The organism is Microbulbifer maximicatervae (SeqCode), assembly GCF_052468095.1.
Genome location: NZ_CP174332.1, coordinates 5,161,332 through 5,174,062, shown reverse-complemented (window position 1 = coordinate 5,174,062; position 12,731 = coordinate 5,161,332). Strand labels below are relative to the sequence as shown.

General features: G+C 56.2%; 12 protein-coding genes. 6 read left to right on the top strand and 6 right to left on the bottom strand.

What is annotated here, in order from left to right:
• Positions 1 to 2: 2 nt before the first annotated feature.
• The 6 genes from ACJJIL_RS23010 to ACJJIL_RS22985 form a co-directional block, all read right to left on the bottom strand.
• Positions 3 to 1,538, bottom strand: coding sequence for an alkaline phosphatase (locus ACJJIL_RS23010; protein ID WP_444918582.1), 1,536 nt, complete (start codon positions 1,536 to 1,538; stop codon positions 3 to 5).
• A 265-nt stretch (positions 1,539 to 1,803) separates the two neighbouring features.
• Positions 1,804 to 2,178, bottom strand: coding sequence for a gamma-butyrobetaine hydroxylase family protein (locus ACJJIL_RS23005; RefSeq protein ID WP_445360841.1), 375 nt, complete (start codon positions 2,176 to 2,178; stop codon positions 1,804 to 1,806).
• A 5-nt stretch (positions 2,179 to 2,183) separates the two neighbouring features.
• Positions 2,184 to 3,500 carry an ATP-dependent protease ATPase subunit HslU gene (gene hslU / locus ACJJIL_RS23000; RefSeq protein ID WP_282930670.1) on the bottom strand — a complete coding sequence of 439 codons (1,317 nt, stop codon included), beginning with the start codon at positions 3,498 to 3,500 and terminating at the stop codon, positions 2,184 to 2,186.
• Between the two features lie 73 nt (positions 3,501 to 3,573).
• Positions 3,574 to 4,113, bottom strand: a complete 540-nt coding sequence (gene hslV / locus ACJJIL_RS22995; protein WP_108734993.1) for an ATP-dependent protease subunit HslV — start codon at positions 4,111 to 4,113, stop codon at positions 3,574 to 3,576.
• Positions 4,114 to 4,278: 165 nt separating this feature from the next.
• Positions 4,279 to 4,857, bottom strand: coding sequence for an SPOR domain-containing protein (locus tag ACJJIL_RS22990; RefSeq protein WP_413663797.1), 579 nt, complete (start codon positions 4,855 to 4,857; stop codon positions 4,279 to 4,281).
• 82 nt (positions 4,858 to 4,939) lie between these two features.
• Positions 4,940 to 7,153, bottom strand: coding sequence for a primosomal protein N' (locus ACJJIL_RS22985; protein ID WP_444940401.1), 2,214 nt, complete (start codon positions 7,151 to 7,153; stop codon positions 4,940 to 4,942).
• A 353-nt stretch (positions 7,154 to 7,506) separates the two neighbouring features.
• On the opposite strand from ACJJIL_RS22985, the gene rpmE reads away from it, so the two are divergent.
• From rpmE to ACJJIL_RS22955, 6 genes are all read left to right on the top strand, one after another.
• On the top strand, positions 7,507 to 7,719 hold the full coding sequence (rpmE, locus tag ACJJIL_RS22980) for a 50S ribosomal protein L31 (protein WP_108734996.1): 213 nt from the start codon (positions 7,507 to 7,509) through the stop codon (positions 7,717 to 7,719).
• Between the two features lie 382 nt (positions 7,720 to 8,101).
• Positions 8,102 to 9,355: a malic enzyme-like NAD(P)-binding protein gene (locus tag ACJJIL_RS22975; RefSeq protein ID WP_444940400.1), complete on the top strand. Its 1,254-nt coding sequence runs from the start codon at positions 8,102 to 8,104 to the stop codon at positions 9,353 to 9,355.
• 130 nt (positions 9,356 to 9,485) lie between these two features.
• Entirely contained in the window at positions 9,486 to 9,917 is a 432-nt protein-coding gene (locus ACJJIL_RS22970) for a hypothetical protein (RefSeq protein WP_444918585.1), read from the top strand.
• 40 nt (positions 9,918 to 9,957) lie between these two features.
• The gene (gene gshA, locus ACJJIL_RS22965) at positions 9,958 to 11,586 is read left to right on the top strand and encodes a glutamate--cysteine ligase (RefSeq protein WP_413663800.1); all 1,629 of its coding nucleotides are present in this window, start codon (positions 9,958 to 9,960) and stop codon (positions 11,584 to 11,586) included.
• 34 nt (positions 11,587 to 11,620) lie between these two features.
• Positions 11,621 to 12,223 carry an acyl carrier protein phosphodiesterase gene (locus tag ACJJIL_RS22960; RefSeq protein WP_282930664.1) on the top strand — a complete coding sequence of 201 codons (603 nt, stop codon included), beginning with the start codon at positions 11,621 to 11,623 and terminating at the stop codon, positions 12,221 to 12,223.
• Entirely contained in the window at positions 12,220 to 12,711 is a 492-nt protein-coding gene (locus ACJJIL_RS22955; RefSeq protein ID WP_282930663.1) for a disulfide bond formation protein B, read from the top strand. Before ACJJIL_RS22960 ends, ACJJIL_RS22955 begins: the two co-directional genes overlap by 4 nt.
• Positions 12,712 to 12,731: the final 20 nt, after the last annotated feature.

Sequence of the window (12,731 nt, the reverse complement as noted above, 5' to 3'; positions counted from 1 at the left end):
AGTTATTCTTCTGTCAGCGACAGGTCGGTCGCAGCAGTCATCACGTGGAAGACTGCACTCTGCTCCAGGCTACCTTGTACCCGCTCGGCGCCGGCGCCGATAGCGTGCAGGCTGATATCCTCGCCCGCATGGCTCTCAGACTCCAGGTGCACCATTGCTTCCTGGTGGAAGCCCGGCGCTTCGGTATCCACGCCGGAGAGATCTTTGCGTCCGGTATCGGCGGCGATATCGTAACGCTCATCCGCGTCGGTATTTTCACCTAAATCGGCATAACCCAGGCCATTGGCATAGCTCAGGGTGGTGTAAGGTTTACCGTCCGCAGCGAGACCTTCTTCCGCTTCTGCGGCACCGCTGCTGTCATTCTCAACCACTTTACCGAGTATCGGGTTACCGCGAGTCGGATAGCCGGCGATAGTCATCACATGGCTGTGGTCGGCGGTCACGAGGATCAAGGTGTCCTCAAGATCCACTTTATCCAAAGCAACCTGTACCGCATCCGCAAAGGCGATGGCATCGTGCAAGGCGTTGTAGGCATTACCGGCATGGTGGCCGTGGTCGATACGCCCGGACTCTACCATCAGGAAGTAGCCATCGCTGTCTTTTTCCAGCAGCTCGATGGCGGTATCAGTCATCTCGGCAATGCTCGGCTCATCGCTGTCCTTGGCGATGCGGTCCGCATCGTAACTCATGTGGCTGCTGGTGAAGAGCCCCAATAACTTATCGGTGGAGGCAATATCGACGCCTTCCAGCTCGGAGCCACTCTCCACGTACACAGCAGTCTGCTCACCGTCATAGCGCTCCAGCCATTCACTGGTCAGGTCGCGGCCGTCTTCACGCCTACCGTCGTTGTCGGTGGTAACAAAGTTGCGGCGGCCACCGCCGAGCATGACATCGATACCGTCGCCGGCAGACACCTCAACCATCTGCGAGGCGATATCGGAACAATCACCCTCGGCGGAATACTCCCAGTTGCGCTCCGGGCTGCGGGAGTATGTAGCTGCGGGCGTGGCGTGGGTCAGGCGCGCAGTGGAAACAATGCCGGTGGCCTTGCCACGGCTCTCCACCATTTCCAGGAAGGTATTTAATTCCTTACCCTCGGTGCTGGCGCAATCAGCTCGCAGTGCATCGCCGTCGATATTAATTACACCGGCGCGGGTTTTTACACCGGTCATCATGGCGGTCATGGTACCGGCGGAATCCGGAGTCTGCTGATTGGTGTTGTAGGTTTTGATCAGTGCGGTATACGGAAACTCTTCAAAAGAGAGTGCATTTTCTTCGCCGCTCTCACCGACTAGCTGGCCTTCAAGGATACGGGCGGCGGTTAGTGTGGAAATGCCCATTCCATCGCCGACGAACAGAATTACATTCTTCGCAGTTTTTGCCTCTCGGGAAAGCGAAGCGCGCTCTTCCAATCGGTCAGCACTTTCCGTGTACCAGGCACTATTGGTTTGGTAGTCGGGCAGGGTTGCCGCTGAAACAGCGGAAGCGAGAGGAATCAGACAAAAGGCGCTCAGTGCGCGGACAATTGTTTTTGCCATGGGGGCCTCCGAAACTCGTTAATTTGGCGAGCATTAGAGTTCCAAAATGTGACAAAAGAATTACGCGCCGGTTACGTTGTTAATATCTTTGCTCTGAAAATCAATGAATATCAAAGAATTACGTAAACTTGACAATATTTGGCAAAGACATACCAAAAATTAATTATTTCGGTAATAAATTATTGAGAAGAGTGGGGAGATATTGAGAGAGAGAAGGGTGGAACCGCCCCCTGGGGAGCGGTTGTCATTACCGATCAATTTGCCACTAGCCGATAAACTTCACCACACTCTCATCCGGGTCGCGGCCCTGACCAGCATCGCGCAGACGCTGTAGGTAAGCCTCCCAGTTGGACGAATAGTTTTCAGCTAGTTCGTGCAAATACTCCCAGGTAAAAATACCGGTGTCGTGGCCATCGTCGAAATCGATTTTTAGCGCATAGCGGCCAGCCGCCTCCACCGTGTCGATACCCACATGCATTTTGCCACTGACCAGCACCGGTTCGCTGGCACCGTGGCCACGCACCTCGGCGCTGGGGGAGTAGACGCGCAGGTACTCTGCCGGCAAGGTAAATTCAGCATCGCCAAATACCAGATGCAGCCTTTTCTCTGCGCGATTCAATCGGATTTTTTGCGGTTTCATTATATTTACAAAATAAAACGCGACAGGTCTTCGTTCTGGCTCAACTCGCCCAGATGGCTGTCCACATAGGCGGCATCAATATTCAGAGAAGTATTGCCATCGCCCGCATCAAAGGAAATTTCCTCCAGCAAGCGCTCCAATACCGTGTGCAGTCGGCGTGCACCGATATTCTCGGTACGTTCATTCACCTCGAAGGCCACTTCCGCGATGCGGCGAATACCGTCTTCACTAAATTGCAGTTCCAGCCCCTCAGTGGCCAGCAATGCTTTTTGCTGCTCGGTAAGGGAAGCGGACGGCTCGGTGAGGATGCGCTCGAAATCTGCGGAGCTCAGCGAATTCAATTCCACGCGAATGGGCAGACGACCCTGCAACTCGGGAATCAGGTCCGAGGGCTTGGACAGGTGGAAGGCGCCAGAGGCAATAAACAGGATGTGGTCGGTTTTGATCATGCCGTACTTGGTGTTAACCGTGCTGCCTTCAATCAGTGGCAGCAGGTCGCGCTGTACTCCTTCGCGGGAAACATCGGCACCGCCGCTCTCCTGGCGCTTGGCGACTTTATCGATTTCATCGATAAATACGATGCCATTCTGTTCGGCAGCGCGGATCGCACGGGTCTTAACATCTTCGTCGTTGACCAGCTTGGCCGCTTCCTCGTCGGTAAGCTGCTTGAGGGCCTGTTTCACCGGCAGCTTGCTCTTGCGGGTCTTGCCCTGGGACATATTCGAGAACATGCCCTGGAGCTGGTTAGTCATTTCCTCCATACCGGGAGGGGCCATAATCTCAACGCCCATGGGCGCAGCGGCCAGATCCACCTCAACCTCTTTGTCATCGAGATCACCTTCGCGCAACTTCTTGCGGAATAGCTGGCGAGTGCTGGAATCCTTATCGGTGGGCTCGGTGGAGCGCGCCGGCGGCAGCAGGGCATCGAGGATGCGCTCTTCTGCGGCGTCCATAGCGCGCTGCTCAACACCAGCCATGGCCTGCTCGCGTTCCTGCTTCACTGCCATCTCGACAAGATCGCGGACAATCGACTCTACATCCCGACCGACATAGCCCACTTCGGTAAATTTAGTCGCCTCTACCTTGATAAAGGGCGCATTCGCCAGTTTAGCCAGGCGGCGGGCAATTTCCGTCTTACCCACGCCGGTAGGGCCAATCATCAAGATATTTTTCGGCGTGATCTCGGCGCGCAGGTCTTCACTAACCTGCATACGGCGCCAGCGGTTGCGCAGCGCAATGGCTACCGCACGCTTGGCCTCCTGCTGGCCGACAATATGGCGGTCGAGTTCGTGGACAATTTCTCTGGGTGTCATCTGGGACATACAAATTCCTGCAAAAATTCTTGCGGGGGCTTAAACAGCCCGCCAGCCGGTCACTCTAGGGTGTACCCGATAATCAATAAGCCAGTTCTTCGATGGTGTGGTTCTGGTTGGTGTAAACACAGATATCACCGGCGATCTTCAGTCCCTGCTCCACAATAGAGCGGGCATCCATATCGGTATTGTCCAGCAGCGCGCGGGCTGCCGACTGGGCGAAGGGGCCACCGGAACCGATAGCAATCAGGTCGTCTTCCGGCTGAATCACGTCGCCATTACCGGTCACAATCAAACTGGCAGTGGAATCGGCAACCGCCAGCAGGGCCTCCAAGCGGCGCAGGGCGCGGTCGGTACGCCAATCTTTGGCCAACTCCACAGCGGCGCGGGTCAGCTGGCCACCGTGGGCCTCAAGCTTGGCTTCAAAACGTTCGAACAGGGTGAAAGCGTCTGCAGTACCACCGGCAAAACCGGCAATAACCTTATCTTTGTACAGGCGACGCACCTTGCGCGCATTGCCTTTCATAACGGTGTTGCCCATGGACACCTGGCCGTCGCCGCCAATCACAACTTTGCCGTTGCGGCGACAGGATAAAATAGTAGTTCCGCGATACTGTTCCAATGGAGACCTCTCGGATTGCGCGTGTACTCTGGCAGCGGGCATCGAAGTGCCCGCGCCGGGGAATTGTCTTCAGACTAGGTAAGTGAGGACGGTACGCGCCGATTTCAATAAGAGAGGTCACAATTACTGAGTGGGGCAACACACCTTAATAAACGGAATTGATGGTCACTGGGTCGCCGGGCGTTTTAGCACCAGCGGCATCAGGCGATGCTCAGCCAGTGTCTGGCGCGCTTTGGCCATCCGGGAGCGGTTGCTGTAAGGGCCCACCAATACCCGGTGCCAGGTACCCCGGCTATCGGTGGCCGATTCCACTTTGACATCCAGGTTGGCCAGGGTCAGCTCAACGCGCAAGCGCTCCGCTTCAGAGGCATCGCGAAACGATGCCGCCTGCAGGATATATACCTGTGCCGGGGTGCTGCGATCGGGTTCCGATGAGCTACTGTTCTGGGAACTGTTGGTGGAGTCACTGCGGCGCGCCGGTTGTGCCACTTTGGGCGGGGGTACCGTGACTTCGTTTTCTTTTAATTTTGTATAAAAATCAAAACGCGGTTGAGGCGATGTTTCCTCTCGCTGCTGCACCGCCTTTGGCTTAATGCTGCTTATTCCCCGGCTGTCCTTGTCCATGCCCTGAAGAAACAGTACGGCCACCGCAAAGCCACCGACAAAATTCCCCAGGACAAACCAAACCCATGCGGGTTTGCCTGCGGCTTTTTTACTGCGGCGATTACTGGTGCGACGGCTCATCGAAAATTTCTTCCCTGCAAGGTTTTAGCGGTTTGTGAATTGTACCGCCAATTTAGTGCCAGGCGCGTAACCCAGCGCATATTCACGATAATTCCTGCGCATCCATATCCACGGCCCAGCGCAGGCGGCGATTTTTATTGCCCTCCGCCCAGGCACACACTCGCGCCAGCAACGGCTGTAGGTGGGCTCGGTTTTGTGCGGTGACCTGAATATAAAATCGGAAGCGCCCGGATTTGCGTTCCAGTAGTGCCGGCACCGGCCCCAGATATTGGATCTGGGGCGATGGGGGTGCCAGGGACTGCATAAAGAGTCGCGCATTTTGTAGAAACTCTTCGGCCCAACCGGGCTCTTCACACTCCGCCCTCACCAGTGCCATAGCACTCGCGGGAGGCAACTGTGCAACCGTGCGATCCCTCAGCAACTGGCGCGCAAAAGCGCCATAGCCTTTTTCCAGCAACAATTGTAAAAGCGGGTGCTCGGGGAAGCGGCTCTGAACCAATACCCGCCCACTGAGACTGCCGCGCCCCGCACGACCCGCCACCTGTTCCAATAACTGGCCGGTACGCTCTGGCGCGCGGAAATCTGCGCTAAACAGGCCGCCATCGGCATCCTGGATCACTACCAAAGTGACCTTGGGCAAATGGTGCCCCTTGGCCAGCATCTGGGTTCCTAACAACAGGCAGGGCTCGCCCTCTCGCGCCGGTGCTAACAATTTATCCAGCGCCTGTTTGCTCGCCGTGGTATCCCGGTCCACACGTATCACTGGGTAGTCCGCAAAGCGACGGGCCAACAGTTCCTCGCTGCGTTCCGTGCCGGCACCCAGGGCCGAGATCGAACGGCTGTGACATTGTGGACAGCTATCAACCAGCGGGCGGCGGTAATCGCAGTGATGGCAGCGCAACTGGCGTTGCCGCCGGTGCATAGTCAGCTTGCTCGAGCAGTGCGGGCAATCCGCCAGCCAGCCGCAATCATCACAAGTCAGCGCGGGGGCAAAGCCGCGCCGGTTGATAAACACCAGGGCCTGCTCACCTCGCGCTAGGGTATCGCCGATATGGCGCAGCACCTGGGGAGAAAATCCCTCTTCCAAAGGCTCCCGCAGTGTCGGTACTACGTGAATTTGCGGCGGCTTGGCATCACCGGCGCGATAGCGCATACGCAGGTGTTGATAGCGCCCATTCAGAGCGTTGTGCAAGGTTTCCAGAGAGGGCGTGGCCGAACCCAAAACCACCGGCACATTATTATTGCGCCCCAAAACCACGGCCAAGTCCCGGGCCGAATAGCGCACACCGTCCTGCTGTTTAAAAGAAGCATCGTGTTCTTCATCGACAATCACAACGCCGAGCCTGGGCAGGGGGGTCATAATGGCTGAACGGGTGCCGATCACAATATCTGCCTGCCCACCCGCTGCCGCCAACCAGGATTGAGCGCGCTCGCCGTCGGCCAAGCCAGAGTGCAGCGCTGCAATACTGTGCTTGGGAAATCGTGCGGCAATACGCCTCAGCGTTTGCGGCGTAAGTCCAATCTCCGGCACCAGTAACAATGCCTGGCGACCGCTATCCAGAACCCGCTGCATCAGGCGCAGATAAACTTCGGTCTTGCCACTGCCGGTGGTGCCCTCCAGTAATGAAGCAGAGAAGCCGCTGCAATCGATACTGTCGAGCACCTGTTGCTGTTCGCTATTCAGCTCCGGAGCCGGTGTACTCTCTGCTGCGGGTAGCGGCGCAGGTACGGTAGGGCCTGGAATCCACTCCACCAGGCCGCGATCCTGTAAGGCGCGAATCACGGGGGTATTGTGGCCGAGGGTCTTAAGATGGGTTCGGCTCTGCTTGCCATCACTCAACAGCAACTGGAACAGAGCCTGCTGCTTGGGGGCGCGTGCCAGTGCAGTTTTCGGTAAGCCCTTTCCCTCTGTCGTGAGCTGAAGCCACTGCTCCGCCCAATGATCAGACGGCTTACCTTTGCGCAGTGCCACGGGCAGGGCAGCGGCGTAGACCTCGCCGAGGGGCGCCTGGTAATAGTCGGCAATCCAGGACAGCAGCTTGCGGCTGCCATCACCAAACAGAACCTCCGAATCCACCAGTTCCAGCGCTGGCTTCAAACTGCTGTGCGGCGACTCCTGCACGATATCCAACAGTACTGCCACTAACTTGCGCCCGGCAAAGGGCACCCAGAGGCGCTGGCCGGGCCGCAATGACTCCGGCGAAAGTCCCTCCGGCGGCAAATAGTCAAACAAGCGCCTCAGGGGCACGGGCACTGCCAGCCTTAAAATGACTCTCTGTTGGACTGACTCCTGCACCTGGCCCCCACTCACTCAAGCAAAAGGCGCTAGTGTAATGGCAGATGTGGCAAGTTGCAGGGCTTCGTCGGGGATAATGACTGTTAAGGAGCCTCTGAATAACTCCTTAAGGCCGAATTGGCGACTTAGGCGTCACAGAGGAATTAGTGAGGTCAATTGTTATCAAAGCTGTTGTGCAATGCTAACAAGTGGCCATCCTCAGTTATTTCGCCACCCAATTGTGCTTGAACCGCGACATTAATCTGATAGTATGCGCCGACTTTTTAAACAGCCTGGAACCATACTGGTTCCTGCACCAATGACGATGCCGTGCTCGGCAAAAGATCGAGTGGCGGTTTCGAAAAGAGGCAATCATGAAAGCAGATATCCATCCTAACTACACCGACATCTCCGCTACCTGTTCCTGCGGCAATGTTGTAAAAACCCGTTCCACTCTGGGCAAAGACCTGCAAATCGACGTTTGCTCCCAGTGCCACCCTTTCTACACTGGCAAGCAGAAGCAGGCTACCACTGGTGGTCGTGTTGACCGTTTCAAGAAGCGTTTCGGCAGCCGTATCGGCAAATAATCCGGGCTCTTCGCTCGAATGGACCCGCCGCTTGCGGCAGGGCCCATTCCAAAAAGGCACCTCGCACTGCGATGGTGCCTTTTTTGTATCTATTTATTCCCCATCGTATCCAGCAGCCGTAAGCGTCTGTGTACAAAATCAAAATCGACTTGAATCGCTTAACCTTACCGCTATTGGCAACCACTTTATCCTTATAAATCAAAATATTGCGGCTATTTATCCCGAAAATCGTCGACAAGCACGATAAAAATAGAAGTCCGTACCACATATTGCAGATTTTCACGCTTGTAGCGCCAAGCTTCCCTCGGTTATTCTCTGGCCCCCGCAGTAACCGGGATAACACTTAAGTGTTGCCCACAGTATTCGAGAGAAAAGCCCCCAAATGACGGATTCATTGCGCCAGGCAGCGCTCGATTACCACGCGCTCCCCAGTCCCGGCAAACTTTCAGTAGAGCTGACGACCCCTGCCGAAACCCAGGAAGACCTGTCCCTGGCTTACAGCCCCGGCGTCGCCGAACCGGTGCGAGAAATTGCCAAGGACCCAGAAGCAGCCTATCGATACACCGGCAAAGGTAATCTGGTAGCAGTCATCTCCAATGGCAGTGCCATTCTCGGTCTCGGCAATCTGGGCCCGCTGGCCTCAAAACCCGTGATGGAAGGCAAGTCACTGCTGTTTAAACGCTTTGCCGATATCAACTCAGTAGATATCGAAGTTGATGCCAGCAGCCCGGAGCAGTTTATTCAGACCGTGGCCTCAATCGCCAACACCTTCGGCGGTATCAACCTCGAAGATATTAAGGCGCCAGAGTGCTTCCATATTGAAGAGACCCTAATCGAGCGCTGCCCGGTACCGGTTTTTCACGATGATCAGCACGGCACCGCCATTGTGACCGTTGCCGGTATGCTCAATGCTCTGGAGATTCAGGGTAAGAAAATCAGTGAAGTGCATATGGTCTGCCTGGGCGCAGGTGCCGCTGCGACGGCCTGCTGCAAACTGCTGCTGGCCGCCGGAGCGCGCAAAGAGCAGATCACCATGCTCGACAGCCGTGGGGTTATCCACTCGGGACGGACGGATATTAACGCCTACAAAGGTGAGTGGGCGCGGGATACCGATATGCGGACCCTCGACGATGCCATCGCCGGCGCGGATGTATTCCTCGGTGTGTCCGGCCCGGACCTGCTCTCCGCCGAGCAGCTACAGCGCATGGCCCCAAAACCGGTGGTCTTCGCCTGCTCTAACCCTAACCCGGAGATTAAACCCGAGCTGGCTCACAGTGTGCGCGACGACCTGATTATGGCCACAGGCCGGTCCGACTACCCGAACCAGGTTAACAACGTCCTCTGCTTCCCGTTTATTTTCCGGGGTGCCCTGGATGTTCGCGCTGCGCGCATTAATGAAGAGATGAAACTGGCAGCGATTGAGGCGATCCGCAAAATTGCCCACCTGCCGGTACCGGATTCAGTGCGCGAAGGTTATGGCGGTATCGAGCTCAACTTCGGGCCCAACTATATCCTGCCCAAGCCAACCGACCCTCGTTTACTACCAGAAGTGGCTTCGGCCGTAGCACGAGCCGCCGTAGACAGTGGCTGCGCGCGCCTGCCCTACCCGGACAACTATCCCCTGGAAACCCTGTAAAGATCACAGATTTCCTCACTTAACCCGTTAGAGCAGGCATTTACCGCTTTCGCTCTAACGGAGTTCTTGAGCCACAAAGCCCCCGTCGCTAAACTGCCTTTCTGTCACAGCATCAAAGTTGCCCAACATAATGAGTCATGTGTACGTGCTGACCAATCAGCACCAGCAGTTCCTGAGTAAAAGCGGCGAATGGACCGATGGCCGCGAACCGAACAAACTGTTTCGCAGCGAGCATAAAGACGTCGCTATCAACCAGATGTTCGAGGCTAATACTCGCAATGTGAGCCTACGCATTGAATTGCTACTGTGCGAACTCAGCATTAAGGGGCAGCCCCAGATCCCCGAGGAAGCTCTGGCACCGGTATCCAGTGATGTGAGTCAGGGTGACCCTGAAATCCCCCCCTCAACACCTGAGGAACTGCCAGAACAGGCCAACCCGGAGATAGAACCCCAGCCTGCGCCTGAAGTCGCACCGGAAGAAGCGCCTGAGGTTGCCCCGGAACCAGCGCCCGCTGAAACGCCCGCACAGCCTGACGAAAACAAATCTGAATCCGCCGCCTGAGCGCCAGAACATTCAGCACCGGCACAGAGAGTCGCCCGAGATGGCAGCGATAAAGAAGCGTTCCGGTAGTACCAAGGAGATTCGAGTGCCCATTTCCCACCTGGCCGCGCTATCGCAAGCCAAACCAGCCCAACTGCTCAAAGGCATCCTCCGCGGTGTCGAGAAAGAGAGCCTGCGTGTCGCTCCCGATGGTGCCCTTGCGCAAACGCCGCATACCACAGCACTGGGCTCCGCACTTACCCATGAAAGTATTACTACCGACTTCTCTGAGGCCCTACTGGAATTTATTACGCCACCAGTAGCAACCCCAGAGGAAGCGTTACAGGTCTTGGACCGTATCCACCGCTACACCTACAACCAGATCGGTGACGAGCGCCTGTGGGTTAACAGCATGCCCTGTGCGATTGGCGAAGATAAAGATATTCCCGTTGCCCGCTACGGCAGCTCTCACAGCGGCACAATGAAAACTATTTACCGGCTGGGCCTGGGGCTGCGCTACGGCCGAGCCATGCAGACCATTGCCGGTATCCACTACAACTTTTCGCTTCCTGAAGAGTTCTGGCTGTGGCTGCATGAAATCGAAGGCAGCAGCGAGGATTTAAAGAGTTTTAAAACCCGTCGCTACTTCGATCTGATTCGCAATTTCCGCCGCAATTACTGGTTGCTGATTTACCTGTTTGGCGCCGCACCTGCGGTATGCGCTTCTTTTGTCGATGGCCGCGAGCACAGTCTTGAGCCCTTCAATGGGGATGACCACACTCTGCACGTGCCCCACGCTACGTCCTTGCGTATGGGCGACCTGGGCTACAACAGCAACGTGCAGCAGTCACTGGTGGTTTGCTACAACGACCTGCGCAGCTATTTATCGACGCTCTGTTCAGCGATCAGCAGTTCCTACGGCCCCTACCAGGAAATGGGGGTTAAAAATGAAGGCGGCGACTACCAGCAATTGTCCACAGGCATACTGCAAATCGAGAATGAGTTTTACTCACCGATCCGTCCCAAGAACCCCGCCAAACGGGGCGAAACAGCGCTGTCAGCCCTGGATAATCGCGGTGTCGAATATGTTGAGGTGCGCTGTCTCGACCTGAACCCCTTCGCCCCCCTGGGAATTGACGCCCAGCAGATGCGCTTTCTCGATAGCTTCCTATTGCACTGCCTGCTCACTGACAGCCCCAAAACCAGTGATGCCGATTACCGCAGTACCCAGGAGAACCAACAGCGTATCGTCTACCGGGGTCACGAGCCGGAACTAACACTGTTGGATAACGGTGGCGAGCGCAAACTGAGCGACTGGGCCACCCAGTTATTGGAAGAGGTCGACTCAGTGGCAGAACTGCTGGATAACGCCTGGGGCGGCTCGCAATACCGCGGCTCAGTGGGCGTGCAGAAGGCCAAGGTGAAAGGGGATATCCTCACACCGGCACAGCAGATACTGGCAGAGATGCGCGAACAAAACATTACCTTTTCCCAGTGGGCTATGGATAAAGCCGAACAGCACCGCCGCTACTTCCTGGAGCGCCCTCTGGACAGCGACTATCTGCAAGACTTCTTACAGCAGGCAGAAACCTCACTGCTCAAGCAAAAAGAAATTGAAGCGCAGGATAGCGGTACTTTTGAAACATTCCTGAGCCGTTACTATGCCCAATACAACTGCTGCCAGGACTAGCGGCTGATACAGTGCCGCAGCCTGAGCGAGGCTTATGAACTATCTGGCACACCTGTTACTGTCCGGGCCCAAACCGCGCTGGCGACTGGGTGGGCTCCTGGGGGACTTTGTTAAAGGTCCCCTGGATGACAGTTGGCCAACGGATATTGAGCATGGTATTCGCCTGCACCGTCGCATCGATGCCATCACCGATGCTCACCCGGCCTACAGGGATGCCCTGGCGCAACTGGACCCGCGCTGGCGTCGCTATGCCGGCATCGCACTGGATATATGGTTTGATCACCTGTTGGCAGAAAACTGGCAGCAGTGGCACCCTGAAGCGCTGGATGAGTTTTGCCGGCGCTGTTGGAGAGACTTTCATTTCGACAGCCGGTATATTCCGCCACGCGCAATGGCATTTATTGAGCGCGCCGAGCAAATTAAACTGCTGCAAAGTTACCGCGAGGAGCGGGTAATCGAGCTGACCCTGGAGCGGGTTGGGCAGCGGTTGCGCCGCCCGGTAGCACTGCAGGAGCTACTGCCTGAACTTATCGCCGGGCGGAACAAACTGGAAAGCAATTTCAATAAACTATTAACCGACTTGAATCTCGAAGCGAACCGCTTTCGACAGCACTATTCAGGACCCGAATTACCATGACCTTACCCAACCCGCGCATCACTTTTCTTCTGGTCTTCCTAATGGTGGCCTTTTTACTCGGCTCCGCCTTTTATCTCGAGTACGTGCAGGGGTTGGAGCCTTGCAAATTGTGTATTACCCAGCGGGTAATGCTATTGGGTGTTGGTGTAGTTTCGTTGATCGCATTCCTGCACAACCCTGCCACCATTGGCCGTCGTGTCTACGGCCTGCTGGTATCCCTGTGGGCAATGGGTGGTCTCTACTTTGCCGGTCGCCAGCTTTGGCTACAAAGCCTGCCGGAAGACCAAGTGCCGGCCTGTGGTCCAAGCGTCAGCTATATGATTGAAGTTTTCCCGATGGCCGATGTGCTCAAGGCGCTGCTGAGCGGCGATGGCAATTGTGCTGAAGTACAGTGGACCATGATGGGCCTGAGTATCCCCGGTTGGGCCGCTATCGGTTTTGCCGGTCTGATCCTGTTCGGTGGCTGGCAAGCATTCCGCAGAGCTTAACAATCTCCGGCGGCTTTACC

Bases quoted from the DNA above. Each gene is read 5' to 3' on its own strand.
- ACJJIL_RS22990 (WP_413663797.1), bottom strand. From the start codon at position 4,857: ATGAGCCGTCGCACCAGTAATCGCCGCAGTAAAAAAGCCGCAGGCAAA.
- ACJJIL_RS23010 (WP_444918582.1), bottom strand. From the start codon at position 1,538: ATGGCAAAAACAATTGTCCGCGCACTGAGCGCCTTTTGTCTGATTCCT.
- ACJJIL_RS22955 (WP_282930663.1), top strand. From the start codon at position 12,220: ATGACCTTACCCAACCCGCGCATCACTTTTCTTCTGGTCTTCCTAATG.
- hslU (WP_282930670.1), bottom strand. From the start codon at position 3,500: ATGTCCCAGATGACACCCAGAGAAATTGTCCACGAACTCGACCGCCAT.
- ACJJIL_RS22970 (WP_444918585.1), top strand. From the start codon at position 9,486: ATGAGTCATGTGTACGTGCTGACCAATCAGCACCAGCAGTTCCTGAGT.
- ACJJIL_RS22960 (WP_282930664.1), top strand. From the start codon at position 11,621: ATGAACTATCTGGCACACCTGTTACTGTCCGGGCCCAAACCGCGCTGG.
- rpmE (WP_108734996.1), top strand. From the start codon at position 7,507: ATGAAAGCAGATATCCATCCTAACTACACCGACATCTCCGCTACCTGT.
- gshA (WP_413663800.1), top strand. From the start codon at position 9,958: ATGGCAGCGATAAAGAAGCGTTCCGGTAGTACCAAGGAGATTCGAGTG.
- ACJJIL_RS22975 (WP_444940400.1), top strand. From the start codon at position 8,102: ATGACGGATTCATTGCGCCAGGCAGCGCTCGATTACCACGCGCTCCCC.
- ACJJIL_RS23005 (WP_445360841.1), bottom strand. From the start codon at position 2,178: ATGAAACCGCAAAAAATCCGATTGAATCGCGCAGAGAAAAGGCTGCAT.